This is a genomic window from Streptomyces globisporus C-1027, assembly GCF_000261345.2.
Classification (GTDB): domain Bacteria; phylum Actinomycetota; class Actinomycetes; order Streptomycetales; family Streptomycetaceae; genus Streptomyces; species Streptomyces pakalii.
In genome coordinates this window covers 3,054,397-3,079,427 of sequence record NZ_CP013738.1, presented here as the reverse complement: position 1 = coordinate 3,079,427, position 25,031 = coordinate 3,054,397, and the positions used below count along the sequence as shown (strand labels likewise).

The 25,031-nt window shown below is 71.2% G+C and carries 25 protein-coding genes; 18 read left to right on the top strand and 7 right to left on the bottom strand.

What is annotated here, in order from left to right:
• Window positions 1-73: 73 nt before the first annotated feature.
• The gene (locus tag WQO_RS13195) at window positions 74-1,054 is read right to left on the bottom strand and encodes an RNA polymerase sigma factor SigF (RefSeq protein ID WP_010059877.1); all 981 of its coding nucleotides are present in this window, start codon (window positions 1,052-1,054) and stop codon (window positions 74-76) included.
• Window positions 1,055-1,339: 285 nt separating this feature from the next.
• Between WQO_RS13195 and WQO_RS13190 the strand changes: the two genes are divergently transcribed.
• The 6 genes from WQO_RS13190 (at window position 1,340) to WQO_RS13165 (ending at window position 6,821) form a co-directional block, all read left to right on the top strand.
• Window positions 1,340-1,708, top strand: coding sequence for an STAS domain-containing protein (locus WQO_RS13190; RefSeq protein WP_010059878.1), 369 nt, complete (start codon window positions 1,340-1,342; stop codon window positions 1,706-1,708).
• Window positions 1,709-1,911: 203 nt separating this feature from the next.
• Window positions 1,912-2,403, top strand: a complete 492-nt coding sequence (locus WQO_RS13185) for an ATP-binding protein (protein WP_010059879.1) — start codon at window positions 1,912-1,914, stop codon at window positions 2,401-2,403.
• Window positions 2,404-2,582: 179 nt separating this feature from the next.
• Window positions 2,583-3,302, top strand: coding sequence for a hypothetical protein (locus WQO_RS36235; protein WP_010059881.1), 720 nt, complete (start codon window positions 2,583-2,585; stop codon window positions 3,300-3,302).
• Window positions 3,303-3,352: 50 nt separating this feature from the next.
• Window positions 3,353-4,321: a COG1470 family protein gene (locus tag WQO_RS13175; RefSeq protein ID WP_010059884.1), complete on the top strand. Its 969-nt coding sequence runs from the start codon at window positions 3,353-3,355 to the stop codon at window positions 4,319-4,321.
• Complete coding sequence (locus WQO_RS13170) at window positions 4,318-5,430, top strand: hypothetical protein (RefSeq protein WP_010059885.1); 1,113 nt, start codon at window positions 4,318-4,320, stop codon at window positions 5,428-5,430. Before WQO_RS13175 ends, WQO_RS13170 begins: the two co-directional genes overlap by 4 nt.
• A 14-nt stretch (window positions 5,431-5,444) precedes the next feature.
• Window positions 5,445-6,821 carry a hypothetical protein gene (locus WQO_RS13165; protein ID WP_029182217.1) on the top strand — a complete coding sequence of 459 codons (1,377 nt, stop codon included), beginning with the start codon at window positions 5,445-5,447 and terminating at the stop codon, window positions 6,819-6,821.
• 124 nt (window positions 6,822-6,945) lie between these two features.
• Here the strand turns inward: WQO_RS13165 and WQO_RS13160 are convergent, their stop codons facing one another.
• The gene (locus WQO_RS13160; protein WP_010059887.1) at window positions 6,946-8,430 is read right to left on the bottom strand and encodes an oligopeptide:H+ symporter; all 1,485 of its coding nucleotides are present in this window, start codon (window positions 8,428-8,430) and stop codon (window positions 6,946-6,948) included.
• 491 nt (window positions 8,431-8,921) lie between these two features.
• Here WQO_RS13160 and WQO_RS13155 point away from each other — a divergent pair, with 491 nt between their 5' ends.
• Both WQO_RS13155 and WQO_RS13150 read left to right on the top strand, forming a co-directional pair.
• On the top strand, window positions 8,922-9,599 hold the full coding sequence (locus WQO_RS13155; protein ID WP_007450117.1) for a response regulator transcription factor: 678 nt from the start codon (window positions 8,922-8,924) through the stop codon (window positions 9,597-9,599).
• 58 nt (window positions 9,600-9,657) lie between these two features.
• Window positions 9,658-10,923, top strand: a complete 1,266-nt coding sequence (locus tag WQO_RS13150; protein WP_010059889.1) for an ATP-binding protein — start codon at window positions 9,658-9,660, stop codon at window positions 10,921-10,923.
• Between the two features lie 92 nt (window positions 10,924-11,015).
• Here WQO_RS13150 and WQO_RS13145 read toward each other — a convergent pair whose 3' ends face one another.
• Window positions 11,016-11,549 (bottom strand): GtrA family protein, encoded by a 534-nt coding sequence (locus WQO_RS13145; RefSeq protein ID WP_010059891.1) that lies wholly within the window; start codon window positions 11,547-11,549, stop codon window positions 11,016-11,018.
• Between the two features lie 163 nt (window positions 11,550-11,712).
• Here WQO_RS13145 and WQO_RS13140 point away from each other — a divergent pair, with 163 nt between their 5' ends.
• The 4 genes from WQO_RS13140 to WQO_RS13125 all read left to right on the top strand — a co-directional run bounded on the left by WQO_RS13140 (window position 11,713) and on the right by WQO_RS13125 (window position 15,043).
• A complete protein-coding gene (locus tag WQO_RS13140) occupies window positions 11,713-12,852 on the top strand; it encodes a 5-(carboxyamino)imidazole ribonucleotide synthase (RefSeq protein WP_073824111.1) in 1,140 nt (379 codons plus the stop codon).
• On the top strand, window positions 12,849-13,397 hold the full coding sequence (gene purE / locus WQO_RS13135) for a 5-(carboxyamino)imidazole ribonucleotide mutase (protein WP_010059894.1): 549 nt from the start codon (window positions 12,849-12,851) through the stop codon (window positions 13,395-13,397). Before WQO_RS13140 ends, purE begins: the two co-directional genes overlap by 4 nt.
• 10 nt (window positions 13,398-13,407) lie before the next feature.
• Window positions 13,408-14,604, top strand: a complete 1,197-nt coding sequence (locus WQO_RS13130; protein WP_010059895.1) for a dipeptidase — start codon at window positions 13,408-13,410, stop codon at window positions 14,602-14,604.
• 112 nt (window positions 14,605-14,716) lie between these two features.
• The gene (locus WQO_RS13125) at window positions 14,717-15,043 is read left to right on the top strand and encodes a pentapeptide repeat-containing protein (protein WP_010059897.1); all 327 of its coding nucleotides are present in this window, start codon (window positions 14,717-14,719) and stop codon (window positions 15,041-15,043) included.
• 173 nt (window positions 15,044-15,216) lie between these two features.
• On the opposite strand, the gene WQO_RS13120 is transcribed toward WQO_RS13125, so the two are convergent.
• Window positions 15,217-16,398: a GDSL-type esterase/lipase family protein gene (locus WQO_RS13120; RefSeq protein ID WP_010059898.1), complete on the bottom strand. Its 1,182-nt coding sequence runs from the start codon at window positions 16,396-16,398 to the stop codon at window positions 15,217-15,219.
• A 197-nt stretch (window positions 16,399-16,595) separates the two neighbouring features.
• The gene (locus tag WQO_RS13115) at window positions 16,596-17,939 is read right to left on the bottom strand and encodes a UDP-glucose dehydrogenase family protein (protein WP_010059899.1); all 1,344 of its coding nucleotides are present in this window, start codon (window positions 17,937-17,939) and stop codon (window positions 16,596-16,598) included.
• A 207-nt stretch (window positions 17,940-18,146) separates the two neighbouring features.
• On the opposite strand from WQO_RS13115, the gene WQO_RS13110 reads away from it, so the two are divergent.
• Together WQO_RS13110 and WQO_RS13105 are read left to right on the top strand one after the other, a co-directional pair.
• Window positions 18,147-19,304: an acyl-CoA dehydrogenase gene (locus WQO_RS13110; RefSeq protein ID WP_010059900.1), complete on the top strand. Its 1,158-nt coding sequence runs from the start codon at window positions 18,147-18,149 to the stop codon at window positions 19,302-19,304.
• A gap of 240 nt (window positions 19,305-19,544) precedes the next feature.
• Window positions 19,545-20,069 carry a P-loop nucleotide/nucleoside kinase family protein gene (locus WQO_RS13105; protein ID WP_010059901.1) on the top strand — a complete coding sequence of 175 codons (525 nt, stop codon included), beginning with the start codon at window positions 19,545-19,547 and terminating at the stop codon, window positions 20,067-20,069.
• A gap of 22 nt (window positions 20,070-20,091) precedes the next feature.
• Here the strand turns inward: WQO_RS13105 and WQO_RS13100 are convergent, their stop codons facing one another.
• Window positions 20,092-20,664 carry a dihydrofolate reductase family protein gene (locus tag WQO_RS13100; RefSeq protein WP_010059902.1) on the bottom strand — a complete coding sequence of 191 codons (573 nt, stop codon included), beginning with the start codon at window positions 20,662-20,664 and terminating at the stop codon, window positions 20,092-20,094.
• Window positions 20,665-20,824: 160 nt separating this feature from the next.
• Between WQO_RS13100 and WQO_RS13095 the strand changes: the two genes are divergently transcribed.
• A complete protein-coding gene (locus tag WQO_RS13095; protein ID WP_010059904.1) occupies window positions 20,825-21,304 on the top strand; it encodes a hypothetical protein in 480 nt (159 codons plus the stop codon).
• Window positions 21,305-21,474: 170 nt separating this feature from the next.
• Here WQO_RS13095 and WQO_RS13090 read toward each other — a convergent pair whose 3' ends face one another.
• Window positions 21,475-22,461: a hypothetical protein gene (locus WQO_RS13090; RefSeq protein WP_010059906.1), complete on the bottom strand. Its 987-nt coding sequence runs from the start codon at window positions 22,459-22,461 to the stop codon at window positions 21,475-21,477.
• 381 nt (window positions 22,462-22,842) lie between these two features.
• Here WQO_RS13090 and WQO_RS13085 point away from each other — a divergent pair, with 381 nt between their 5' ends.
• From WQO_RS13085 to WQO_RS13075, 3 genes are all read left to right on the top strand, one after another.
• Window positions 22,843-23,712: a helix-turn-helix domain-containing protein gene (locus tag WQO_RS13085; RefSeq protein ID WP_010059908.1), complete on the top strand. Its 870-nt coding sequence runs from the start codon at window positions 22,843-22,845 to the stop codon at window positions 23,710-23,712.
• Between the two features lie 5 nt (window positions 23,713-23,717).
• The gene (locus WQO_RS13080; RefSeq protein WP_010059909.1) at window positions 23,718-23,915 is read left to right on the top strand and encodes a DUF397 domain-containing protein; all 198 of its coding nucleotides are present in this window, start codon (window positions 23,718-23,720) and stop codon (window positions 23,913-23,915) included.
• Window positions 23,916-23,984: 69 nt separating this feature from the next.
• A complete protein-coding gene (locus tag WQO_RS13075; RefSeq protein ID WP_010059910.1) occupies window positions 23,985-25,031 on the top strand; it encodes a DUF5954 family protein in 1,047 nt (348 codons plus the stop codon).

Below are 25,031 nucleotides of genomic sequence, written 5' to 3'. Positions count from 1 at the left end.
GATCCGGGGCGGGTCCTTCCGCGGTGCTCGACGGCCCGTGAAGCCCCGAGGAGGGGCGGTGGGCCGACCGGGGTCACTCCTCCAGGGTCAGACCCTTGCGGAGCTTGGTCAGCGTGCGGGAGAGCAGCCGGGAGACGTGCATCTGCGAGATGTTCAGCTCCTCGCCGATCTCCGACTGCGTCATGTTGCTGACGAAGCGGAGCGAGAGGATCATCCGGTCCCGCGCGGGCAGCGCGGCGATCAGCGGCTTCAGCGACTCGACGTACTCGATGCCTTCGAGCCCGTGGTCCTCGTAACCGATGCGGTCCGCGAGGGCGCCCTCGCCGTCGTCCTCCTCGGGCTTGGCGTCCAGCGAGCTCGCGGTGTACGCGTTGCTCGCGGACATGCCCTCGACGACCTCGTCCGGGGTGATGCCGAGACGCTCGGACAGCTCCGCCACGGTGGGCGCGCGGTCCAGCTGCTGGGAGAGCTCGTCGCCCGCCTTCGCCAGGTCGAGCCGCAGCTCCTGGAGCCGGCGCGGTACGCGCACGGACCAGCTGGTGTCACGGAAGAAGCGCTTGATCTCACCGACGATCGTCGGCATCGCGAAGGTCGGGAACTCCACACCGCGGCTCAGCTCGAACCGGTCGATCGCCTTGATCAGGCCGATGGTGCCGACCTGGACGATGTCCTCCATCGGCTCGCTGCGGGAGCGGAACCGGGAGGCGGCGAACTTGACGAGCGCGAGATTCAGCTCGACGAGGGTGTTGCGGACGTACGCGTACTCGTGGGTGCCCTCTTCGAGGGACTCCAGCCGCTCGAAGAGCGTCTTCGACAGGGCCCTGGCGTCCAGAGCGCCCACTTCGGCGTAGGGCGGGATCTCGGGAAGCCCTTCGAGCCCTTCGAGGCCCTCGCCGGAAGCGCCGGAGAAGTCTGAGGTGGTGCTGGTCGTGCTGGTGGTGCTTGCGCGCGGGCCGGGGACGGCGCTCGCGGCGGGGGAGTCGGAATTGGTCGGTCCCTGAGGACATGCCGACGACGCGTCCTGGGTACGCGCTACGTCGAGCCGGGGTGACATGCTTCTCCTCCATCGTTCTCGGCATATGGCTGCCGATGCCCATACGTGTTCTTGCGGTGAAGCGGCGCCTCCAAAGCCGGTCGCATTTCTGGTGTCCCTCTACCCATACCCGGTCTTGACCAGCAGTGACAAGCGCCAATTGCCGCCATATGTCCGCTTTGTTGAGGTCTCCGACTACCGTGTGGCGTGGGAAACGCGTAATGTTTTGCGCACGTCGGCGGTAGCTATGCATGCAGCCGCACAGGCAGTGACGCGCACAGTGACGAACGGCGAAGAGGGACAGGCATGGACCGCGGGACGGTCGGCAGTGCGAACCGGGGTCGGCTTCAGGTCGAGGCCCGGACCGAGGGGCGCAGCGAGGTGGTGACCCCGGTGGGTGAGCTCGATCACCACACCGCGGATCTGCTGCGCGAGCCTCTGGAGGGTGCGGTCGAGCAGGGGCGGTCACGCCTGGTGGTCGACTGCTCCCGGCTGGATTTCTGCGACTCCACCGGGCTGAACGTGCTGCTCGGCGCCCGCCTCAAGGCGGAGGCGGCCGGGGGGAGCGTTCATCTGGCCGGAATGCTGCCCGTCGTGGCGAGGGTGTTCGAGATCACCGGTGCGGACGCGGTCTTCACCGTCCACGCCACGCTCGAAGAGGCCCTGGCCACCTGACCCCGGCACGGCCGCGCGACCGCGTGTGCCCCTGATGTCGGCTGTCTCACGCGATCGTGTGCTTCAAGTGGGTGTTGTTGCGACATGGCAGGGCAGGAGACACCCCGTCGGCGCCCCGCAAGGGGACCGGCACCCTCGATGACTGACCACTATCTGTTCAAGGGCGACATGGCGACATGGCGGATCGGTGAGGTGAAGCGCTGATGAGCACCACCCGGCAGCATCCGCCGGGCGACCTCGGTCGCGAGCCGGACGAAGCGGGCGCAGCCTCGACCGACCCGGACGGGCGGCAGTGGCGCACGCTCTCGCTCGCACAGGCCAGCGGCATCGTTCCGACGGCTCGGGACTTCGCCCGGCAGGCGCTGCACGACTGGGGCTGGCTCCCGGCGTCCACCGCGGACCGCAGGGCCGCCGCCGAGGACGTCCTGCTGGTCGTCTCCGAGCTGGTGACCAACGCCTGCCTGCACGCGGAGGGCCCCGAGGAGCTCCGGATCGGCCGCACCCCCAAGGGGCTGCGGGTGGAGGTCGTCGACCGGGGGGCGGGGCAGCCCGCACCCCGTACGCCGCACCGCGCTGGCCGGCCCGGAGGCCACGGCATGTTCATCGTGCAGCGCCTCTGCCTCGACTGGGGTGTGCTGCGTACGCCGGAGGCCGCGGGCAAGACCGTCTGGGCGGAGCTCGCCGCTCCCGCCTAGCCGCATCCCTCGCCCCCTGATCTCCGCACCACCGAAGAGCGCGCCGGATCGGCGCGCTCTTTGTCTTCCCTCCATCAGGCCCCGGGCGTACCTTGAGCGCCCAATCTGATGTGCCGTCAGCAATGTGTGCCCGTACGGTTCGTGGCGCGCGGCGGCGTCCGGCAAGAGGGGAACACGAGGTGCCGAACCACAAGCGGACAACTCTCGCGCTGGCGGCCGCGCTGGCGGGCCCGATCGTGGTGGCGGGCGCGCCCGCCGCGTACGCCGAGGTCGTGGACGTCAACTACCAGTGCGTGACGCCCATCGGGCCCAAGGGCGCGGTCTCGCCCATCGACATCAAGAGCGTCAAGAGCGGTGGTGGCCACAAGCTCACCATGTCCTTCCAGAAGGGCGTCTCCTCCAGCCCGGTCGAGCTGGGGAAGGGGGCCATGAACCCGAGCGCCGTGATCGAACTGGGCGGCGCGGAGACGGGCAAGGTCCAGGTCTCCGGCCCGGCGAACGCCGAGGCGATTCCGGCCAACACCCCCATCAGGATCAGCGACTTGTCGGGGACGTACACCCCGAAGAAGAGCGGCAAGGTCACCTTCACCGCCGGGGTCCTCACCATCAAGGCCCTAGGTACGACCACCACCTGCACGCCCAAGAACAGCCCGGGACCGTCCCTCGAACTCGACGTCCAGGGGGCGGGCGGTTCGTCGGGCGGCGGCTCCACCGGCGGCGGCTCCACCGGCGGTGCCTCGGGAGGCGCTTCGGGAGGCGCCTCGGGCGGCGGCGAACTGCCCCGCACCGGCCCGCTGGACTCGGCCGCGGCGCTCGGCACGCTCGGCGGCACCGTGCTGCTGACCGGAGCGGCCGGAGTGCTCTGGCTGACCCGGCGCGGACAGCGCTCCGCAGGCTGATCACGGCCCGCACGGCAGCGCCATCGCCGCCGGAAGGCAAAGGAGCCCCCATGTCGCCACCCACCCCGCGCCGCCGGGCGCTGCCCGTTCTGACGGCGGCGCTCGCCGCGCTGCTGTGCGGGCTCGTGCAGCCGGCCGCCGCCGACGACCCTCCGCCCGACTGGACGGCGCGGCCCGCCGGCGGCACCGACCGGGACGCCCGGCCGTACGTCTACCTGGAGGGCACGCCCGGCACGGTCCTCCAGGACCGCCTCACGGTGACCAACTCCGGCCGGGCCCCGCTGACCGTACGCCTCCGGGGCGACGGCCGGGCCGGGGGCTGGATGAGGTTCGCCGAGGACACGGTCACCGTCCCGGCCCGGACCCGCGCCGACGTGCCGCTCGCCCTCACCGTGCCGCACAACGCGGTGCCCGGCGACTCCTCCGGGGAGGCTGTGGCCACCGGCGGGGGCGAGGAGATCCGCGTACCGGTCCGGGTCCGGACGGTCGGCCCGACGCTGGCGGCGCTCGGCGTCGAGGACGTCCAGGTGTCCGGCGGGACCATCCGGTACGCCCTGGTCAACCGGGGCAACGCGATGCTGAGGCCACGGCTGGCGGTGCGCGCCGAGGGGGTGTTCGGCACGCTGCTGGACCGCCCGGAACGGCCTCTGCCGCTGGAGCTGGCCCCCGGCCGGAGGGTCGAGCGGACCGAACCCTGGCCCGACGCCCCGGCGCTGGACGCGGTCACCGTACGGCTGCGGGTCACCGCTTCGGGGGGCGCCCGGGACGAGGCCGAGGCCTCGGCGACGTACCTCCCGGTGGCCCCGGCCGTCGGCGTCGGGCTGCTGGTCCTCGGCGGCCTGGCCGCGCTCGCCTCCGGCGTGTACCGACGGCGGCGTGCCGGGCGCGCGGCCCCGCAACCGCCTCCGGACGCGACGCCTGCCGTGCGGCCGGAGCCCCCGGAGCAGGCCGGACCTCCGGTCGAGGCGCAACCCCCGGTGGACACCGAACCGTTGCTGAAGGCGGGAGCGAAGACGTGACCCGGCAGCCCGGACCCGAAGCCCCCCGCTCCACCCGGCCGACCGGCCCCCTGTCCCTGACCGCCGTCCTGGCGCTCCTCGCCCTCCTCTCCACCCTCTCCGCCCTGTTCGTCCTCAGCGCGCCGGGCGCGCGGGCGGCCGACGGCGACCCCGCCGTCAGCCTGTCCAAGAAGGAGGCGGGCAAGGGCGGGGAGATCACCGTCAGCGGCAGCGGCTGGCGGCCCGACGCGCTGCTGATGCTGCTGATCTGCGGCCAGTCGACGCCGGAGCGCGGCGTCATCGGCGGTACCAACTCCTGCGCCAACGCCGACGGCCGTGCCGTCACGACCGACAGGAAGGGCGCCTTCAGCAAGAAGCTGCCGGTGACCGAACCGCCGAAACCCTGCCCCTGCGTGGTGCACGTGGCCACGGTGACGGGTGAACAGGCCCTGGCCGACGCGGTGTTCACGGTAGCGGGCCATCCCGCGGCGGATCTGCCGCGGCAGGGCGGCGACGGGAAGCTCGCGGTGCTGGCCACCACCAGGCTGGAGGGCGACAGCTCCCTGCTCACCTGGTTCGGAGCCCCGCCCGCCCGTCGGCTCGTCCTCACCGTGGGCAATCTCGGGTCGGACCCGGTCGAGGATCCCGTCTTCGAGATCGGCACCGCGCACGGCGTCTACGCGCCGCAGTGGGAGGAACGCCAGTGGCGCGGCACGGTCGCGCCCGGCGGCAAGGCGCGGATCGAGCTGCCGGTCGAGCTGTCCGCGGGCGCGCACGGCGACTACCAGGTCTCCTTGCGGTACGGGGACAAGGTGCTGGCCGAGCAGCCGTGGGGGGTGGGCCGGCCCTGGGGCGTCACGCTCTTCTGGGTCCTGCTCTGCCTCGTCGTCCCGGCGGCGGTCTTCCGTATCGGCATGGCGGTCGTGGACAAGGTCCGGCCCCGCCCCGCCGGCGCGCACCGCCTGCGGAGGCCGACCGCGACCCCCGCCGTCATCGCGAAGACGAAGACGAAGCGAAACGCAACCACGGACACGAACACGAACGCGACCACGGCCGTGCTGCCGTGGTTCACCCCGGATTCCGCACCGTCAGAGAACCGACCCCGACCCACGACGAAGGGACAAGCGTGAGAACGCAACGGAGGATGAGCGCGGCAGGAGTCGCGCTGATGCTCGGCGGCGCGGGCATCCTGATGGCCGCGAGCCCGGCCCAGGCCGCCGAGGTCAGTTACGCGACGGAGTGTGTCCCGCCGCCGATCTCGGGACTGCCCGCCGTGCAGGGCACCACGAAGGTGGAGCTGACCGTTCCGGCCGAGGCGAAGGTGGGCGACGAGATCGAGGTCGTCTGGAAGACGGTCGAGGCCGCGTCCAAGAACCCGGACGTGCTGGACCTGGGGGCGGACACGGTCAAGCCGACCGGAACCGTCACCCTGGGCGGTGCGGCGAGCGGCGAACTGAAGCTGGAGGGCCCCCGGCAGAACCCGCCGATCCCCAAGAACAGTCCGATGGTGCTGCCCGACATGAAGGGCACGCTGAAGCTGGAGAAGGCCGGGGAGATCACGCTGACCCCGGGCGCGTACAACATCAACGTGTCCAAGCCGATCTCCACGGACACCAAGTGCGCGCCGAAGGAGGAGGTGCGGCCGGGCGCCACGATCAAGGTCACCGAGGGCGGCGGTTCCACCACCGGCGGCACGGACAGCGGAGGCACCACCACGGGCGGCACGGACAGCGGAGGCGCCACCACCGGCGGCACGGACTCCGGCGGCACGACGACGGGCGGTTCGGACAGCGGCGGATCGGACTCCGGAGGCACCACGTCCGGGGGCGGTGACGGCGGCAGCACCGGCGGCGGGGGCGGCGAGACCGACTTCCCCGGCAAGGAGGTGTCCGTCGCCTACGCGTGCAAGACCCCCATCGGGGACAAGGACGCCACCTCACCGGTCCGTATCAGCGCCAGGAAGAACGGCGGCGACTACGACCTGACGGTGAAGTTCAGCAAGTCCGTGATGGACAGCCCGATCGACATTCCCGCCAACCAGGTCAAGCCGTCCATGGACGTCAAGCTCGGCGGGGCGGACCAGGGCACGGTCAAGGTCGAGGGGCCGCTGAACAAGGAGGTCATCAAGACCGGCGCCCCGATCGAGATCCCGGATCTCACCGGCACGTACAAGCCCGGCGCGAGCGGGAAGTCCACGCTCAGCCCCGGCGTCCTGACGGTGATGGCCGCCGGTACGACGACCACCTGCACCCCGCCCGCCGATGTGGCCGTCTCCCTGGAGCTGGACACCTCCGCCCAGCCGGGCGGCGCGTCCGGCGGCAGCGGGAGCGGCGGCGCGGCAGGCTCCGGCGGAGCCGCGGCGTCCGGCGGCGGCACGGACTCGGGCGGCGGCCTGGCCGCCACCGGGGCCGAGGACGGCGGCGCGCTGAGAGCACTCGGCCTGGTCGCCGGCACGGCGATCCTGCTGGGCGGCGCGGTGTTCGCGTTCACCCCGTGGCGGAAGCTGCGCGGCATGCGCTGAGCGGCCCGGCCGGTCCGGAGAAAGAGCGGAGGGCCGCCGCACCGGACATCTCCGGTGCGGCGGCCCTCCGCCGTACTCCGTGCGCGGGACCTCTCAGGGCCTTGCAGGCCCTACGGGGCGTCCGTCAGCGGACTTCACCCATGAGCTGCTTGACCTTGCCGCGGTACATGAAGATCGCGATACCGGCGGCGACGGCGAGCGTCGCCTCCAGGGCCACGACCCCGGTGCCGTTGAGCTCCACACCGGCCAGCGAGAGCAGACCCGTGGTGCAGTCACCGGCGGTGACGGCGAGGAACCAGACACCCATCATCTGGCTGGCGTACTTCTCCGGAGCCATCTTCGTGGTGACGGAGAGGCCGACCGGGGAGAGCGTCAGCTCGGCCACGGTCTGGATGAAGTAGATCGCGACCAGCCACATCGCGGCAGCCTTGTGGCCGTCGCCCGCGATGGTCAGCGGCATCAGGAAGACGAAGAACGAGGCACCGACCAGAACGAGGCCGGAGCTGAACTTCACGATCGTGCTCGGCTCCTTGCCGCGCCGGTTCAGGGCGAGCCAGAAGGCGGCGAAGACCGGCGCGAGCGCCATGATCAGGACCGGGTTGACCGACTGGTACCAGGAGACCGGGAAGTCCCAGCCGAAGACGCTGTTCTCGGCCGAGGACTCGGCGAAGATCGAGAGCGTCGATCCGCCCTGGTCGTAGATCATCCAGAAGATGGCCGCGGCCACGAAGAACCAGATGTATCCGGTCATCTTCGACTGCTCGGAGGCGCTGAGCTCCTTGTCGCGCTTGATCCGCGTCAGGACCATGACCGGAATGACCAGGCCCGCGATGGTGATCGGGACCAGCAGCCAGTTCAGCGTGTAGACGCCGGTGACGACCGTGCCGATGTAGAAGACGGCGGCGACGCCCAGCCAGATCATCGACTTGCGGAGCGTGGCGGCGCGCTCGTCCTTGGAGAGCGGCTTCGGGACGACGAGGCTGCGCTCGTTCAGGTGGCGGGTGCCGATGAGGAACTGGACCACACCGAGGCCCATGCCGAGCGCGGCGAGGGCGAAGCCGAGGTGCCAGTTGACGTTCTCGCCGACGGTGCCGATCACCAGGGGAGCCGCGAAGGCGCCCATGTTGATGCCCATGTAGAAGATCGTGAAGCCACCGTCGCGGCGCGGGTCCTCCGGGCCGTCGTAGAGGTGGCCGACCATCGTGGAGATGTTGGACTTCAGCAGACCGGATCCGATGGCCACCAGGCCGAGACCGGCGAAGAACGTGCCCTCGGAGGGCAGGGCCAGGGTCAGGTGGCCGAGCATGATGACGCCGCCCGCGATGGCGACGGTCTTGCGCGGGCCCCAGACCCGGTCGCCGAACCAGCCGCCGGGCATCGCGAGCAGGTACACCAGCGACAGGTAGACCGAGTAGATCGCGGTCGCCGTGCCGGCGTTCATGTCGAGCCCGCCGGGCGCGATCAGGTAGAGCGGAAGCAGTGCCCGCATGCCGTAGTAGCTGAAGCGCTCCCACATCTCCGTCATGAAGAGTGTGGCCAGGCCGCGGGGGTGGCCGAAGAAGGTCTTCTCGCCGGAGCTGGGCGAATCCTTCGTCAGGCTGGACGCCATGGTCGATCCTTGCTGGTCGGGACGCGCCGCCTCGTGAGCGGTACGCGCCCGGTGGGGGGCAGCCGGCACCGGCGCGGCGTGCCCCGTCCCCACGCCTGAGGGGGACGTGCTCCGTGCGACCGCGCTCCTGGCGGGGCTCGGCGGTGGAGCGGGGAAGAACCGCGTCGGGATCCACACCCGGGGGCGCGTCCTCGCGCTCCGGGCCCGGCTCACAGGTCATTCACTCAGAACGGGCCGGCGGAAAACCGGCCCCGCACACAAAAGGGACCCTTGGCGCTCATGGCTGCCCAAAGGTCCTTGAGTAGTGCAACAGGCGTCGGGACACCATACGACACGACACGGCGGGATATGGAAGGACTTGAGAGATGGATCACAGGCCCTGACGGAACCAGACTCCCATATTCAAAGGTCCCTTTCCTCTTTGTGGCGCTGACCCGCAGGTGACGTCGTGGGCCTCACTCCGGGGCCCCCGGCCGGACTACCATCAGTCCATGACCCGTGTACTGCTCGCCGAGGACGACGCATCCATCTCGGAGCCACTGGCCCGCGCACTGCGTCGGGAGGGTTACGAGGTCGAGGTCCGCCAGGACGGTCCGACCGCGCTGGACGCTGGACTCCAGGGCGGTATCGACCTGGTCGTCCTCGACCTGGGGCTGCCCGGGATGGACGGTCTCGAAGTCGCCCGCAGGCTCCGGGCCGGCGGCCACACCATCCCGATCCTGGTGCTGACCGCCCGCGCGGACGAGGTCGACACGGTCGTCGGCCTGGACGCGGGCGCCGACGACTACGTCACCAAGCCGTTCCGGCTCGCCGAACTGCTCGCCCGGGTCCGCGCCCTGCTGCGCCGCGGCGCCTCCGAGCCCGTGCCGCAGCCCGCCACCCACGGCGTCAGGATCGACGTCGAGTCGCACCGTGCCTGGATGGGCGAGGAGGAACTCCAGCTCACCGCAAAGGAGTTCGACCTGCTGCGGGTCCTCGTCCGGGACGCCGGCCGGGTCGTCACCCGCGACCAGCTGATGCGCGAGGTCTGGGACACCACCTGGTGGTCCTCCACCAAGACCCTCGACATGCACATCTCCTGGCTGCGCAAGAAGCTCGGCGACGACGCAGCCAATCCGCGCTACATCGCCACCGTCCGGGGCGTCGGCTTCCGGTTCGAGAAGAGCTGACGTACGAAGCTCCCATGGACTGCCTCACACATCCTGACGACGTACGCGACCGGCGGCCATGCGCCGTCGGCTGATCAACTCCACGCTCGCCGTGGTGCTCGTCGTCATCGCCGTCTTCGGCGTCTCGCTGGTGATCGTCGAGACCCGCACCATCAGCGCGAGCGCCCAGGAGAGCGTCGAGTCCGAGGCGCTCCGGCTGATCAGCGTGGTCGAGAGCCGGCTGCTGGGGGAGGAGGCCATCAACTCCGGCGTGCTGGCCGAGCAGATCGACCCGGCCCGGTTCGCGCTGATCGAGATCCCCGGCCGCGAGCCCATCTCCGTCGGCGATCGCCCGACCGGCTCCGTCCTGCGCGCCACCGAGACCGGGGAGGGGGGCGAGAAGGTCACCGTCGAGGAGTCCCGCTCGTCCGTCACCCGTGAGGTCGGGCGCACCCTCCTGATCATCGGCGCGGTGGCGCTGCTGGCGATCGTCTCGGCCGTGCTCCTCGCCGTACGCCAGGCCAACCGGCTGGCCTCCCCGCTCACCGACCTCGCCGAGACCGCCGAACGCCTCGGCTCCGGGGACCCCCGCCCGCGCCACAAGCGGTACGGGGTGCCCGAGCTGGACCGGGTCGCCGACGTCCTGGACTCCTCCGCCGAGCGGATCGCCCGGATGCTGACCGCCGAACGCCGACTGGCCGCGGACGCCTCGCACCAGCTGCGGACACCGCTGACGGCGCTCTCCATGCGGATCGAGGAGATCTCGGTCACCGACGACCCCGAGACGGTCAAGGAGGAGGCGAACATCGCCCTCACCCAGGTCGAGCGCCTCACCGACGTCGTCGAGCGGCTCCTGACGAACTCCCGCGACCCGCGCACCGGCTCCGCCGTCGTCTTCGACCTCGACGAGGTCATCAAACAGCAGATCGAGGAGTGGCGCCCCGCCTACCGCTCCACGGGCCGGGCCCTCGTCTGCTCCGGCAAGCACGGGCTGCGGGCCGTCGGCACCCCGGGCGCGGTCGCCCAGGTCCTGGCGGCGCTGATCGAGAACTCCCTCATGCACGGCGGCGGCACCGTCGCCCTGCGCACCCGGGTCACCGGCAACCAGGTGGTCGTCGAGGTCACCGACGAGGGCCCCGGCGTCCCCGCCGAACTGGGGGCGCGGATCTTCGAGCGGGCCATCAGCGGCCGCAACTCCACCGGCATCGGCCTGGCCGTCGCCCGCGACCTCGCGGAGGCGGACGGCGGGCGGCTGGAACTGCTCCAGCAGCACCCGGCGGTCTTCGCGCTCTTCCTCAGCCGCGTCCCGGTCGACCGTAAGACTCCTGAGCGCCCGGTGCGCTGAACAACGACGGACGCGGCGCGTCAGTTCCGTAAAACGGACGCGGCACGTCAGTTCGGTGAAGGAGACGAGTCCGTACGGGGAGACGCGACGGGTCAGTTCCGCACGGGATCCGGCTCTACCGTCTCCGTCGGCCGCCGCTGTTCCAGAAACCGCTCCGCAGGGCGTGCGGCCTCCTCGGCGGGAGAGGGCTCGGCGGGGAGGGCCTTGAAGACCCACGTCCGGTAGGACCAGAAGCGGAAGAGGGTCGCGATCCCGATGCCCAGGATCTTGAAGATGTTGCTCTGGACCGGGCTGTTCCAGTCGAAGCCGTACGTCGCCAGGTACAGAACGCCGTTCTCGATCACCGCGCCCGCCGCGCTGAACAGCAGGAAGAGCGTCAGCTCGCGGGTCCGGCCGGTCTTGTCGCGGTCCCGGTAGGTCCAGTAACGGAAGCCCACGTAGTTGCAGAGGATGGCGACGAAGGTGGCCAGCACGCTCGCCCGGACGACCTGGAGGTCGGTGGTGTGCCGGAGCAGGTTGAAGACGGCGATGTTGACCAGCAGTCCCACCGCACCGACCGCGCCGAACTTGGCGACCTCCCGGGCCAGCAGATCAAGCCGGGCCCGCAGTGCGCCCCGTTCGCTCATGGTGATCGCTCAGTCCGTCCGTTCGATGGCGTCGACGGTTCCGTCAACCCGGCCATGCTAACCAGCCCACCCGTGTGACGCCCGTGAGTCCGCGAGGGCGGCGGAGGAGCGGCCATCCTTACGGCCGTCCGGGGACCACCGGCGTGGCGGATACCCTGGACACGTGACGTTCCCGGTAGTCGGCATGGTCGGCGGCGGTCAGCTCGCCCGCATGACCCACGAGGCGGGTATCCCCCTCGGCCTGAAATTCAAGCTGCTCAGTGACACCCCCCAGGACTCGGCGGCCCAGGTGGTGAGCGAGGTCGTCATCGGCGACTATCGCGACCTGGACACCCTGCGCGCCTTCGCGCGCGGCTGCGACGTGATCACCTTCGATCACGAGCATGTGCCGACCGAGCATCTGCGCGCCCTGGAGGCGGACGGCATCCCCGTGCGCCCCGGCCCCGATGCCCTGGTCCACGCCCAGGACAAGGGGGTGATGCGCGCCAGGCTCGCGGAGATCGGCGCCCCCTGCCCCCGTAACCGCATTGTGAGCGACCCGGCGGACGCCGCCGCGTTCGCCGAGGAGGTCGGCGGCTTCCCCGTCATCCTCAAGACCGTGCGCGGCGGGTACGACGGCAAGGGCGTGTGGGTGGTCCGCTCCGAGGCGGACGCCGCCGACCCGTTCCGCGCCGGGGTCCCGGTCCTCGCGGAGGAGAAGGTCGACTTCGTCCGGGAGCTGGCGGCCAACATCGTCCGCTCGCCGCACGGCCAGGCCGTCGCCTACCCGGTCGTCGAGTCCATCCAGGTCGACGGTGTCTGCGACACGGTGATCGCCCCCGCCCCGGACCTCTCCGAGGAGCTGGCCGGCGAGGCCCAGCAGCTCGCGCTGCGCATCGCCGCCGAGCTGGACGTCGTCGGACACCTCGCCGTCGAGCTGTTCGAGACCCGTGACGGCCGCATTCTCGTCAACGAACTGGCGATGCGCCCGCACAACTCCGGCCACTGGACCCAGGACGGCGCGATCACCTCGCAGTTCGCCAACCACGTCCGGGCGGTCCTCGACCTCCCGCTCGGCGACCCGCGCCCCCGCGCGCCCTGGACGGTCATGTGCAACGTCCTCGGCGGCGACTACCCGGACATGTACCAGGGCTACCTGCACTGCATGGCCCGCGACCCGCAGCTCAAGATCCACATGTACGGCAAGGACGTGAAGCCCGGCCGCAAGGTCGGACACGTCAACACCTACGGCGACGATCTGGCGGACGTGCGGGAGCGCGCCCGGCACGCGGCCGACTACCTGCGAGGAACGATCACCGAATGACTTCCCCCGGCACCGGATCCCCCGTCGCCCCTCTCGTCGGCATCGTGATGGGCTCGGACTCCGACTGGCCCGTCATGGAGGCGGCGGCCAAGGCGCTCGACGAGTTCGAGATCCCGTACGAGGTCGACGTCGTCTCCGCCCACCGGATGCCGCGCGAGATGATCGCGTACGGCGAGGAGGCCGCGGGCCGCGGCCTGAAGGCGGTCATCGCGGGCGCGGGCGGAGCCGCCCACCTGCCCGGGATGCTGGCCTCGGTCACCCCGCTGCCGGTCATCGGCGTTCCGGTGCCGCTGAAGTACCTGGACGGCATGGACAGCCTGCTCTCCATCGTCCAGATGCCCGCGGGTGTCCCCGTCGCCACCGTCTCCGTCGGCGGAGCGCGCAACGCGGGCCTGCTGGCCGCCCGCATCCTGGCCGCTTCCGACCCGGCGCTCCAGGAGCGGATGGGCGAGTTCCTGCAGGATCTGAACGCCCAGGCCACGGAGAAGGGCAAGCGCCTGCGCTCCAAGGTCCAGGGCTCCGACTCCTTCGGCTTCGGAAAGTAGGGGCCGGCCGATGGACTACGTGCAGCGCGCCCGCGAGCTCCTCGCCGCCCACCCCGTCGTCGACGGTCACAACGACCTCCCCTGGGCCCTGCGCGAACAGGTCGGCTACGACCTCGACGCGCGGGACATCGCCGCCGACCAGCGCGGCCTGCTCCACACCGACCTGAACCGGCTGCGGGCCGGCGGGGTAGGCGGCCAGTTCTGGTCCGTGTACGTCCGCACCGACCTGACCGGCGACGCGGCGGTCAGCGCCACCCTGGAACAGATCGACGTCGTCGGGGAGCTGATCGCCCGCTACCCGACGCATCTGCGCCGGGCGCTCACCGCCGACGACCTGGAGAAGGCCCGCGCCGAGGGCCGGATCGCCTCCCTGATGGGCGCCGAGGGCGGCCACTCCATCAACAACTCGCTGGGCACCCTGCGCGCCCTGTACGACCTGGGTGTCCGCTACATGACGCTCACCCACAACGACAACATCGACTGGGCCGACAGCGCGACCGACCTGCCGCGCCTCGGCGGGCTCTCCGCCTTCGGCCACGAGGTCGTCCGCGAGATGAACCGCGTCGGCATGCTCGTCGACCTCAGCCACGTCGCCGACGGCGTCATGCGCGACGCGCTCGCCACCAGCACCGCGCCGGTGATCTTCTCGCACTCCTCGGCCCGCGCCGTCTGCGATCACCCGCGCAACATCCCCGACGACGTGCTGGCGGCCCTCCCGGCCAACGGGGGCGTCGCGATGGCGACCTTCGTCCCGAAGTTCGTGCTGCCCGAGGCCGTCGCCTGGACCCTGGCCGCCGACCGCAACATGCGCGAGCACGGCCTGCACCACCTCGACACCACCCCGGTCGCGATGCGCATCCACGAGGACTTCGAGGCGGCCCACCCGCGCCCCGAGGCCACCGTCGCCACCATCGCGGACCACCTCGACCACATGCGCGCGGTCGCGGGCATCGACCACATCGGCATCGGCGGCGACTACGACGGCACGGCGTTCACCCCGCGCGGCCTGGAGGACGTCTCCGGCTACCCGAACCTGATCGCCGAGCTGCTGCGACGCAACTGGTCCGAGGGTGACCTCGCCAAGCTGACCTGGCAGAACGCCGTACGGGTGCTGCGCGACGCGGAAGCCGTGGCCCGCGACGAGCAGAGCGGGCGCGGCCCGTCCCACGCCACGATCGCCGAGCTGGACGGGCAGCCGACGCGCTGACCCGGGCACCCTCGCCGACGACACGGAAGATTCGGGCAATCATCCCCATATCCGAAGCAACCTCGTGTTAGGGATAGCGGGCAGGAATCCCCCCAACAGGAGGTACGCAACGATGCGCACGAATCTTCTCCGCATCACGACCGCGCTCGGTGCCGCGGCCGTACTGGCCATCGGCGGCGCGGGCGTGGCCGCCGCCGACGGTGTGGGCAACGCGGGCATCGGGAACAAGGGCGTCGGCAACGCGGGCATCGAGAACATGGGCCTGGGCAACGCGGGCGGCTTCAACGGCGGCATCGGCAACGCCGGCCTCGGCAACTGGGGCTGGGGCAACGCCGGTATCGGCAACACGGGCGTCGGCAGCCACGGCCACGGCAACTCGGGCCTCGGCAGCTCCGGCATCGGCAACACCGGCGTGGGCAGCTCCGGCATCGGCAACTGATCGCCTCACGCCCCCGGCCGCTCCGGCCGGGCACCACGGGCCGGCCGCCCGCTCCACCCAGCGGCCGGCCCGCGTGCGTGGGGCCCGGGTGATCGACGCCGGACGGGTCCGGGCGCGGAGCGGGCCTCAGCCGCCTGACACCCGGAGCCGGTCCCAGACACCTGGGCGGGGCTTCAGGGGCGCTCAGCCGCCCCCGCGAACGGACCCCCCGGACCGAAGGCGAACGCCCCGAAGCGCTCGCCCATGCGACGGTGGGCGGCGGCGTCCGGGTGCAGCCGGTCGGGCAGCGGCAGCTCGGCGTGGTCGGCCTCGCCGTACAGGGTGAGGCCGTCCAGGTGGAAGAGGTACGGGTCCGACGCCGCCCGCTCCGCCACGATCCTCGCCAGCTCCTCCCGTACGACGCGCAGCGTCAGCTTGCCGCGGGCCGCGTCGGCCGGGTCTCCCAGCGCCGTGAACGCCACCCGCCCGTCGGAGACGTCCGGGGCGGCGGGCCCCGGGGTGTCCTCCTGCGCGGGGCAGAGGATGGGCGAGACGACGAGCAGCGGCGCGGTGGGATGCCCGTCGCGGACGGTGTCGAGGAATCCGTGGACGGCCGGGCCGAAGTCGCTCAGCCCCATCGCGTCGCGGTTGACGAGATTGATGCCGATCTTGACGCTGATCAGGTCGGCGGGGGTGTCCCGCAGGGCGTACGCGGTGAACGGGTCGAGGAGCGCGCTGCCCGCCAGCGAGAGGTTGACCAGCTCCACGCCTCCCGCCGCTGCGGCCAGGGCGGGCCAGGCGGTGGCGGAGCTGTCGGCCGAGGAGCCCTGGCTGATGGAACTGCCGTGATGCAGCCAGACCGGCCGCCCGCCCGGCTCCGGGGCGGCCACGGTCGCGTCGGTGCGCAGCCCGATCAGCTCGGTGGTCTCCGTGTACGGCAGCCAGATCTCGACGGTCTTCTCCCGCGCGGGCAGCCCCGTGAAGGACACGGCCCCGACGCTGCCGGGGAACAGCTCCCGCGACCCGTCGGACAGGTCGACCATCAGCACGTTGCCGCCGCTCGCCGAGGCCCGGCCGGCCGGCTCGCCGTCGACGTACAGGTCGTACGCGCCGTCCGGCAGGGGCGGGAGGCCCCGGTGGACCGTCACCGTGCGCAGGACGTCCAGCTCCACGGCGGTGGCCCGGGTACGGAAGACCACGCGCACCCCCGAGGGCTGCGACTCCGCCTGCACCACCTGCTCGTCGCCGCCGGACCGGGCTCGGGCGGGCAGCCGGTGGGGGAGGAGACCGCCGCGCCCGGTGTGCTCCAGTTCGAGCGCGCCGCGCACGAGGTCGGCGGTGAGCGGGGTGCTGATCCAGTCGCGCGAGTCGTCCATGGGCTCAGCCTGTCCGCCGGAAGCGGGGCCGAAGCCGCAGAGCCGCTGTCGGACGGATATCGGGGGCGAGCCGGCGGGACGGGCCAGGGCGTGTCCGGCAACGCGGCGAGGGATGGGGCCTCCCCTGCTCGAGCGAAGCCGAGAGCTCGGGGAAGTGCCAGGCGTCGCGGACCCTGTCACGATCCGCCGGTCACGTCCTAGGCCTTCGGACGGCCCATCGCCCGGTACGTCCACCCCGCCTCGCGCCACACCGCGCTGTCCAGGGCGTTGCGCCCGTCCAGGATGATCCGGCGGGAGGCCACCTCGCCCAGCTCGCCCGGGTCCAGCTCGCGGAACTCGCGCCACTCCGTCAGGTGCAGCACCACGTCCGCGCCGCGCACGGCCTCCAGCGCCGAGTCCGCGTAACCGAGGGTCGGGAACAGCCGCCGGGCGTTGTCCATCCCCTTCGGGTCGAACACGGTCACCTGGCCGCCCTGGAGGTGGATCTGCCCGGCGACGTTGAGCGCGGGGGAGTCGCGTACGTCGTCGGAGTCGGGCTTGAACGTGGCGCCCAGCACCGCCACCCGGGTGCCGAGGAACGAGCCGCCGCCCACGGCCTCGCGGGCGAGCTCCACCATGTGGCCGCGGCGTCGCATGTTGATGGAGTCGACCTCGCGGAGGAAGGTGAGCGCCTGGTCGGCGCCCAGCTCGCCGGCGCGCGCCATGAAGGCGCGGATGTCCTTGGGCAGGCAGCCGCCGCCGAAGCCGATCCCGGCCCGCAGGAACTTCTTACCGATCCGGTCGTCGTGCCCGATGGCCTCGGCGAGCTTCACGACGTCCCCGTCGGCGGCCTCGCAGACCTCGGCCATCGCGTTGATGAAGGAGATCTTGGTGGCGAGGAAGGAGTTGGCGGAGGTCTTCACCAGCTCGGCGGTCGGGAAGTCGGTCACGACGAACGGCGAGCCCTCGGCGACCGGTACGGCGTACACCTCGCGGAGCAGCTTCTCGGCGTTCTCGCTCGTGACGCCCACGACGATCCGGTCGGGGTGGAGGGTGTCCTTCACGGCGAAGCCCTCGCGGAGGAACTCCGGGTTCCAGGCCAGCTCGGCCCCGTCCCCCACGGGAGCCAGCTCGGAGAGCCGGTCCGCGAGACGGGCGGCGGAGCCCACGGGGACGGTCGACTTGCCGACGACCAGGGCGGGCCGGGTCAGATGCGGGGCGAGCGCGTCGAAGGCGCTGTCCACATAGCTCATGTCGCACGCGTACTCGCCGTGCTTCTGCGGAGTGTTCACACAGACGAAGTGGACGTCGCCGAACTCCGCGACCTCCTCCCAGGAGGTGGTGAAGCGCAGCCGCCCGCTGGATCCCTCGATGCCCGCGACATGCCGCTGAAGCATCTCTTCGAGCCCCGGCTCGTACATCGGCACACGTCCGGTGGACAGCAGCTCGATCTTCTCCGGCACGATGTCGAGCCCCAGGACCTCGAAGCCCAGCTCGGCCATGGCCGCGGCATGGGTGGCGCCGAGATAGCCGGTGCCGATCACTGTGATCCTGAGGGCCATGGGGTGCTCCTGGAAGGTACGGACGGACGTGCGGACCGAGCATAGTCGGGGACCCGGAGGCCGGAATTCACCGCTCGATATGCCCGGTACCTCCCCCATGCCCCACCCCTGTCGGCAAGCTCACGTGCTCGTCACGTATGCCGCCGGGCGGTCCGCGCACTAAAATTGAGTTACTTAACGGTAGTTAGCATCTGGGGAGTGAGCGTCTTGGCGGGTTCGACCGATTTCGACCTGTACCGTCCGGCCGAGGAGCACGACATGCTCCGCGAGACGATCCGCGCGCTCGCCGAGTCGAAGATCGCCCCCTTCGCCGCCGCGGTCGACGAGGAGAGCCGCTTCCCGCAGGAGGCGCTGGACGCCCTGGTCTCGTCGGACCTCGCCGCCGTCCACGTCCCGGAGGAGTACGGCGGGGCCGGCGCGGACGCGCTCGCCACGGTCATCGTGATCGAGGAGGTGGCCCGCGTCTGCGCCTCCTCCTCCCTGATCCCGGCCGTGAACAAGCTCGGCTCGCTCCCGGTGATCCTCTCGGGCTCCGAGGAGCTGAAGGCCAAGTACCTGGGCCCGCTCGCCAAGGGCGACGCGATGTTCTCGTACGCCCTCTCGGAGCCGGACGCCGGCTCCGACGCGGCGGGCATGAAGACGAAGGCCGTGCGCGACGGCGACTTCTGGGTGCTCAACGGCGTGAAGCGCTGGATCACCAACGCGGGCGTCTCCGAGTACTACACGGTCATGGCGGTCACCGACCCGACCAAGCGCTCCAAGGGCATCTCGGCGTTCGTCGTCGAGAAGTCCGACGAGGGCGTCTCCTTCGGCGCCCCGGAGAAGAAGCTCGGCATCAAGGGCTCCCCGACCCGCGAGGTCTACCTCGACAACGTGCGCATCCCTGCGGACCGCATGATCGGCGAGGAGGGCACGGGCTTCGCCACCGCGATGAAGACCCTGGACCACACCCGCATCACGATCGCGGCCCAGGCCCTCGGCATCGCCCAGGGCGCGCTGGACTACGCCAAGGGCTACGTCCAGGAGCGCAAGCAGTTCGGCAAGCCGATCGCGGATTTCCAGGGCATCCAGTTCATGCTCGCGGACATGGCGATGAAGATCGAGGCCGCCCGCCAGCTCACGTACGCGGCCGCCGCCAAGTCGGAGCGGGGTGACGCCGACCTGACCTTCCAGGGTGCGGCGGCCAAGTGCTTCGCCTCGGACGTCGCGATGGAGGTCACCACGGACGCCGTCCAGCTGCTCGGCGGCTACGGCTACACGCGGGACTACCCGGTGGAGCGCATGATGCGCGACGCCAAGATCACCCAGATCTACGAGGGCACGAACCAGGTCCAGCGCATCGTGATGGCGCGCAACCTGCCGTAACGGCCCTTCGCGCGCGTCTCTTGTACGGCCCCCGGCGGCTCCGCCGGGGGCCGTCGCGTCGTCGGTCCCCGCGCGGACGGGCCGGCCGGTCGCGGCCGGCTTGGACCACGCGGCGCGGATTCTCATCGGCCGCGAGCATCCTCGGACAGCCCACGGTACGGCTGAACTCGGGTGCATGCCCGCGGAGTTCGCCGGCGGATTGACCGGATCCCGCTTCCCGTCACCCCCTAGGGTGGGCCGATGATCATCTGGCTGAACGGAACCTTCGGTGCGGGCAAGACCACCACCGCGAAGGAGGTGACCTCGCTCCTCCCGGACTCCCGGCTCTTCGACACCGAGACGGTCGGCTGGATGCTCCGGCACGTTCTGGGAGCGCCGGAGAAGGACTTCCAGGACTTCCCGCCCTGGCGGGGCCTGGTCGTGGAGACCGCGCGGCAGGTGCTCGACCATGTGGGCGGCACGCTGGTGGTGACCCAGACCGTGCTGGTCGAGGCGTACTGGCAGGAGGTCCACGACGGCCTGACCCGGGCCGGTATCCCCGTGCACCACTTCCTGCTCCACACCGACCGGGACACCCTCGTCGACCGCATCGAGACCGACACCAAGCCCGATGGCGCAGGGGCCCGGCAGTGGCGTCTGGACCACCTGAGCGACTACGAGCGGGCCCTGCCGTGGCTCCGCCGGGAGGCTCAGGTGGTGGACACGACCGGTGTCCTGCCCACCGAGGTGGCGGAGACCGTCCTACGAGGGGTACGCGCCGGCTGACGGTCCGTCCCGCCCCGACGGGTCAGCGGACGACCTCGAAGACGTTCTTCTGGATGCCGTTCGCGTACGCCTCGTGCTCGACGAGCTTCAGCTTCTGCTGGTCCTTGTCCGTCGCGCTGAACAGGCGCTTGCCCGCGCCGAGCAGGAGCGGGAAGACCAGCAGGTGGTACCGGTCGATCAGGTCGGCGTCCGCGAGGTTCCGGTTCAGCTCGGTGCTGCCGTGGACGATGATCGGGCCGCCCTCGGTCTCCTTGAGGGCGGCGACCTCGTCGAGCGACCGCAGGATCGTCGTCTCGCCCCAGTCGGAGACCAGGCCACCGTCGGTCAGCTTGGTGGAGACGATGTACTTCGGCATCGCCTTGTACCCGGTGAACTCCTCCATGCCCGGCCACACCGGGCTGAACGCCTCGTAGCTGGCCCTGCCCATCATCAGGGCCGCAGCCTCGTCCTGCTCCCGGGCCTTGAGCTCGTACGCCTCCGGCAGGAACTCGATGTCCTTGAACGTCCACCCCGAGTTCCGGTAGCCGGGCTCCCCGCCCGGCGCCTCCATGACACCGTCGAGCGAAACGAAGGCGGTGCTGATCAGGGTGCGCATCAGGTCTCCTGGGCGTGTCGTGGCGGGTCTCGTTCGGCGCCCGGCGTCGCTTCTCACTCTTACGGATGTACTGACCGCGTGCCAGGCGGAAACTCATCGGTCCCAGGCCCCCGAACCACGCCGACCGTTGTCCCGCTCCCGGCCGGTAGCCTCCCTCCCCATGACCGAAGCGACCGAACTCGACAGGCTAACCGCCCTCTTCAGCGCCCTGGGGGCGGACGCCGACGCCCGGGACTGGGCGGAGTCCGAGGCCGAGGAGGGACTGCCGCAGCTCGCCCGCTACCGCCTGCTGCGGACGGTGTGGCAGGACGTCGACGCCTGGGCCACGGCCGCCCCGCAGTGGGTGGACGCCTACCGCGCCGACGGGGCGGCGGCCGACGCCGTCGATCGCGCCCTCGCGGCCGGGCTCACCCCCGAGGACCTCGGCGCGCTGGCCCGCGAGGTCGCCAGGGAGACCGCGTTCGGCGTGCTCTACGCCCTCGCGGACCCGGCGGACGGCTCGCTCCCCGCCGAGGTCGAGGCGAAACTGCCCGGCTGGCGGCTGGCGGAGCTGGACGCGGCCGGCGCACCGACCGGCCGCCATCTCGACGCCCTGCACGAGGACTTCGCCGAACTCGAACCGAAGGGGACCACGCTGTGACCGAGGCGACCGCAGGGGCCGCCCTGACCACCCCGTTCGACCACGCCGAGCGCCACATCTGGTCCGGCAGGGCCGGACACTGCGCTGCCCAACAACGCGACCGTGATGCGGGAAGTGGCCACCAGGCTCGCCGAGCGGTACGGCTGCGTCGGCTGACCGTGCCCTGCCCACTAGGCCGCCTCCCCGTACCGGGCCCGGCAGTCGCGGCAGTGGCCCGGGTCGTGGGAGCGGAAGGCCCGTTCGCAGCCGTCGCAGGTCTGGAACGGGGTGACCGGCGCACGGCGCGGTGGCGCCAGGTCGTGGATGCCGGGGAGCGGGGGTGGCAGGAGGGCCGTGAGGCGGTGCCTGAGGAGCCTCGCCGGGTGCTTCAGCGGCTGCGGGAGATCGGCCGCGAGGGTGCGCCGGATCGTGTCGGTGGTCGCGTCGCGTTCGAGCCAGGCGGCCACCCCGGGCACCAGCTCCTCGACGGCGTCCTCCGAGAGCACCAGCTCCCCCGCGTGACGCCGCAGATCGGCGAGGAGCGCGGCTGCGGCCTGCCGCAGCTCCGGGGTGAGCGCCTGGGGGTGGGGGAGCGGCCTACGCGGCTGGGTGGGCGCGGTTCGCAACGGTAAGCGGACCGGGGCGTGCGGTGCTTCCGGTACGGGGACGGGCTCCGGTACGGCGGTGGGCTCCGGCACCGCCACCGGCACCGGCTCCGGTACGCGGAGGTGTTCCCGTACGGGAGCGAGCGCGGGCCCGGTGCTGCGCACCGCAGGGCTCACCACGGGTACCACCCCGCCGCCCCGCAGCACCGCCCCCGGCTGGTTGCAGAACACCGTGCGGGTGGCCACCCTGCCCTTCGGTAGCCTCACGCGGGTCCGGTGCAGGTAGCCGTGGGCCTCCAACTCGCGGAGGGCGCAGGCGATCTTCACCTCGCCCTCGGGGAAGCGGGCCGCGAGCGCCTTGATGCCGACCTTGGACCCGGCCGGCAGCGACTGGATGTGGACGCCGATCCCGATCGCGACGAGGGACAGCTCGGCGTGCTGGGCGAGGTGGTTGCCGACGACCGTGAACCGGCTCGTGTGCGGGATCACGGCGTGAAGGACGCCGGAGGGCGGGACGGGCCCGGGAATTGCGGCCAGGGCATGGGTCAGGGCGATATCGTGCTGGGTATCCATCGGGAAGCTGTTTCTTCCTTGGTGGTCAGGTCCTCGCTCGGGATTGCCGTCCCGGCGGGGGCCGTCTCATGTCTGGGTGTTGGGTCAGCGTGAGCATATGCCTGCCAACCCGGCCAAAATCCAGCTCAGTTCGTGAATCTCACCCGTGTGAGTGACCGGCCTTCCCCGCAGCTGACCACCGGGATCAGGTGGGGTGGGGTTGGGTTATTTCTCTTGGTTCTTTTAGTAGTTGATGTCGTGCCCCACCGCGTCGCGGTCGGCCACGATCCGGTGGGCCGGTACCGGGTCGTGAGGCGTCACGCCCCGGTGTGAGCAGCGAGTTCGGGTGGATTTGCGGCGATCCGCCCCTCGGCCCGCCCCGCCGTCCCTACGCTGCCCACCATGGCTGCTGACGAAGGCGTACCCGTACCCGAGCCTGAGCCCGATCTCGACCTCGACATCGATCCGGCTGACGATTCCAGCGCGGTGATCGCCACCGTGGGGCGGCAGATCAGACTCTGGCGGGAGGCCGCCGGGCTGCGCGCCGCCGAACTGGGCTCGATGATCGGGTACGGCGAGGACCTCGTCTACAAGGTCGAGGGCGGACGGCGCATCCCCAAACCGGAGTTCCTGGACGCGACGGACGTGGCCGTCGGGGCGGGCGGCAAGATCTCCGCGATGAAGAAGGACGTGGCGGAGGCCCGGTACCCGAAGAAGGTGAAGGATCTCGCCAAGCTGGAGCGGGAAGCGGTTGAGCTCGGCGCGTACGGAAATCACAACGTCCACGGGCTGCTCCAGACCGCCGAATACGCCCGCGCGCTCTACGAGATGCGGCGGCCGGCCTTCGGTGCCGACGAGATTGAACGGTACGTCGCCGCGCGCATGGCACGTCAGGAGATCTTCCAGCGAAAGCCCCTGACCATGCTCACCTTCGTCCAGGAGGAGGTGACGATCCGGCGGCCCCTCGGCGGGCGCGCCGTCCTGCGACGTCAGCTCGAACACCTGCTGGAGATCGGACAGTTACGGAATGTCGAGATCCAGGTGATGCCGACCGACCGTGAGGACCATGCGGGCATGGGCGGTCAGCTTCAGCTCCTCAAGTTCAAGGACGGTACTGCGGTGGGACACTGGGAGGGGCAGTTGTTCAACCGCCTGACGTTCGACCCCAAAGAGATTCGGATCCTGGAGCAACGGCTCGGTCTCGTCCGGGCTCAGGGTCTCAGCCCACGGGAATCGACGGCCTTCATCGAGAAAGTGCTGGGAGAGACATGACGCGCATGACCCCGAGCGGTGACACCTCCGCTCTGGAGTGGTTCAAGAGCAGCTACAGCAGTAATGACGGCCCCGAATGCGTCGAGGTCGCCGCCGCTCGCAACACCGTGCACGTCCGCGACTCCAAGGACCTCGCCCAACCGCCGCTCGGCTTCACCCCCGCTGCGTGGGCCGACTTCCTCCCGTACGCCTCCGGCAGCTGAGGCACCCGCCTTTGCCTCGGAAACCCCGGAAACCCTGACACCGGCAACCCCCTTCGGCACACTGAGTACATGGACGATCACTCGGGGAAGTCGCCGGATCACCTCACGATCAACGTCACCCACCGCGACGACCCGGTCTTCGAGGTCACCGAGGCGGATGCGTTCGCCTCGGTCCGCAGGTATCCGAACATCGTCGTTCGCGGGCCGCTGTTCGGGCTCGCCGAGCAGCGGCGCGGGGACCGGCCGCGCTGGCGGCTGATGGGTGAACTCGACACCGGGTTCCCGCAGATGGTCCGGGACGAGCTGAATTCGCACCTCTGGTTCAAGGCGAGGGACGAGACCGAGGACCGGGCGGAGCGGCGGTCGCTGCTGGCGGCCGTGGCGCGGCTGGAGACCGAGAAGACCGACGAGGTGTCGGCGTGCGGTGTGCGCTACCGGGTCGTGCGCGCCGACGAGTTCGCCCGGATCGGCGACGGGCGCCTTGAGCCGCCCCGGGCCACCGACCCGGACGACGACGGCTGGGACCTGGACGCCACCGAACCCTGCCGCACCGACGGCTTCGTGGTCGACCACGCGGCCGCCGTCGGGCTGAGCGAGGGGATCGGCCGGGCCGGGCTGCTCCAGCTCTCCTACACCGCGGACCGCTTCCCCGCCGACGTACGGGCCGATTCCCAAAGGGCGTTGACCACCCACCCGGGGGTCGTGCTCCTCCCGACGACGTTCCGGGTGGTGCAGCGCAAGGAGATGTCCTGGTCGATGGTGACCGGGCAGTACTCGACCCCGCAGGGCGCCCGGCGCGCCCTCGTCGACCACCTCACCCGGCCCTTTCCCGAGCTGCCGGACCTCCCTGGCATGCCGGAGGTGCCCTCGTGGATGAAGGTGGACGCGAAGGAGGCGGCGGTCAACGAGCGGGCCGCGAAGAAGTTCATGGGACGCCGCCGGGCCAACGAACTCATCGTGCGCGGAAAGCGGTTCGAGGTCGTCCGGGTGGAGCGCATGATGCGCATCGGGCCCGACGGGCCGGAGAAGTCACGCCCGTCCGACGTCGACCAGTACGGCCCGTCCCAGATCCACCCCCTCATGGACGAGCACGGGAACATCACCCACGGCACGTAG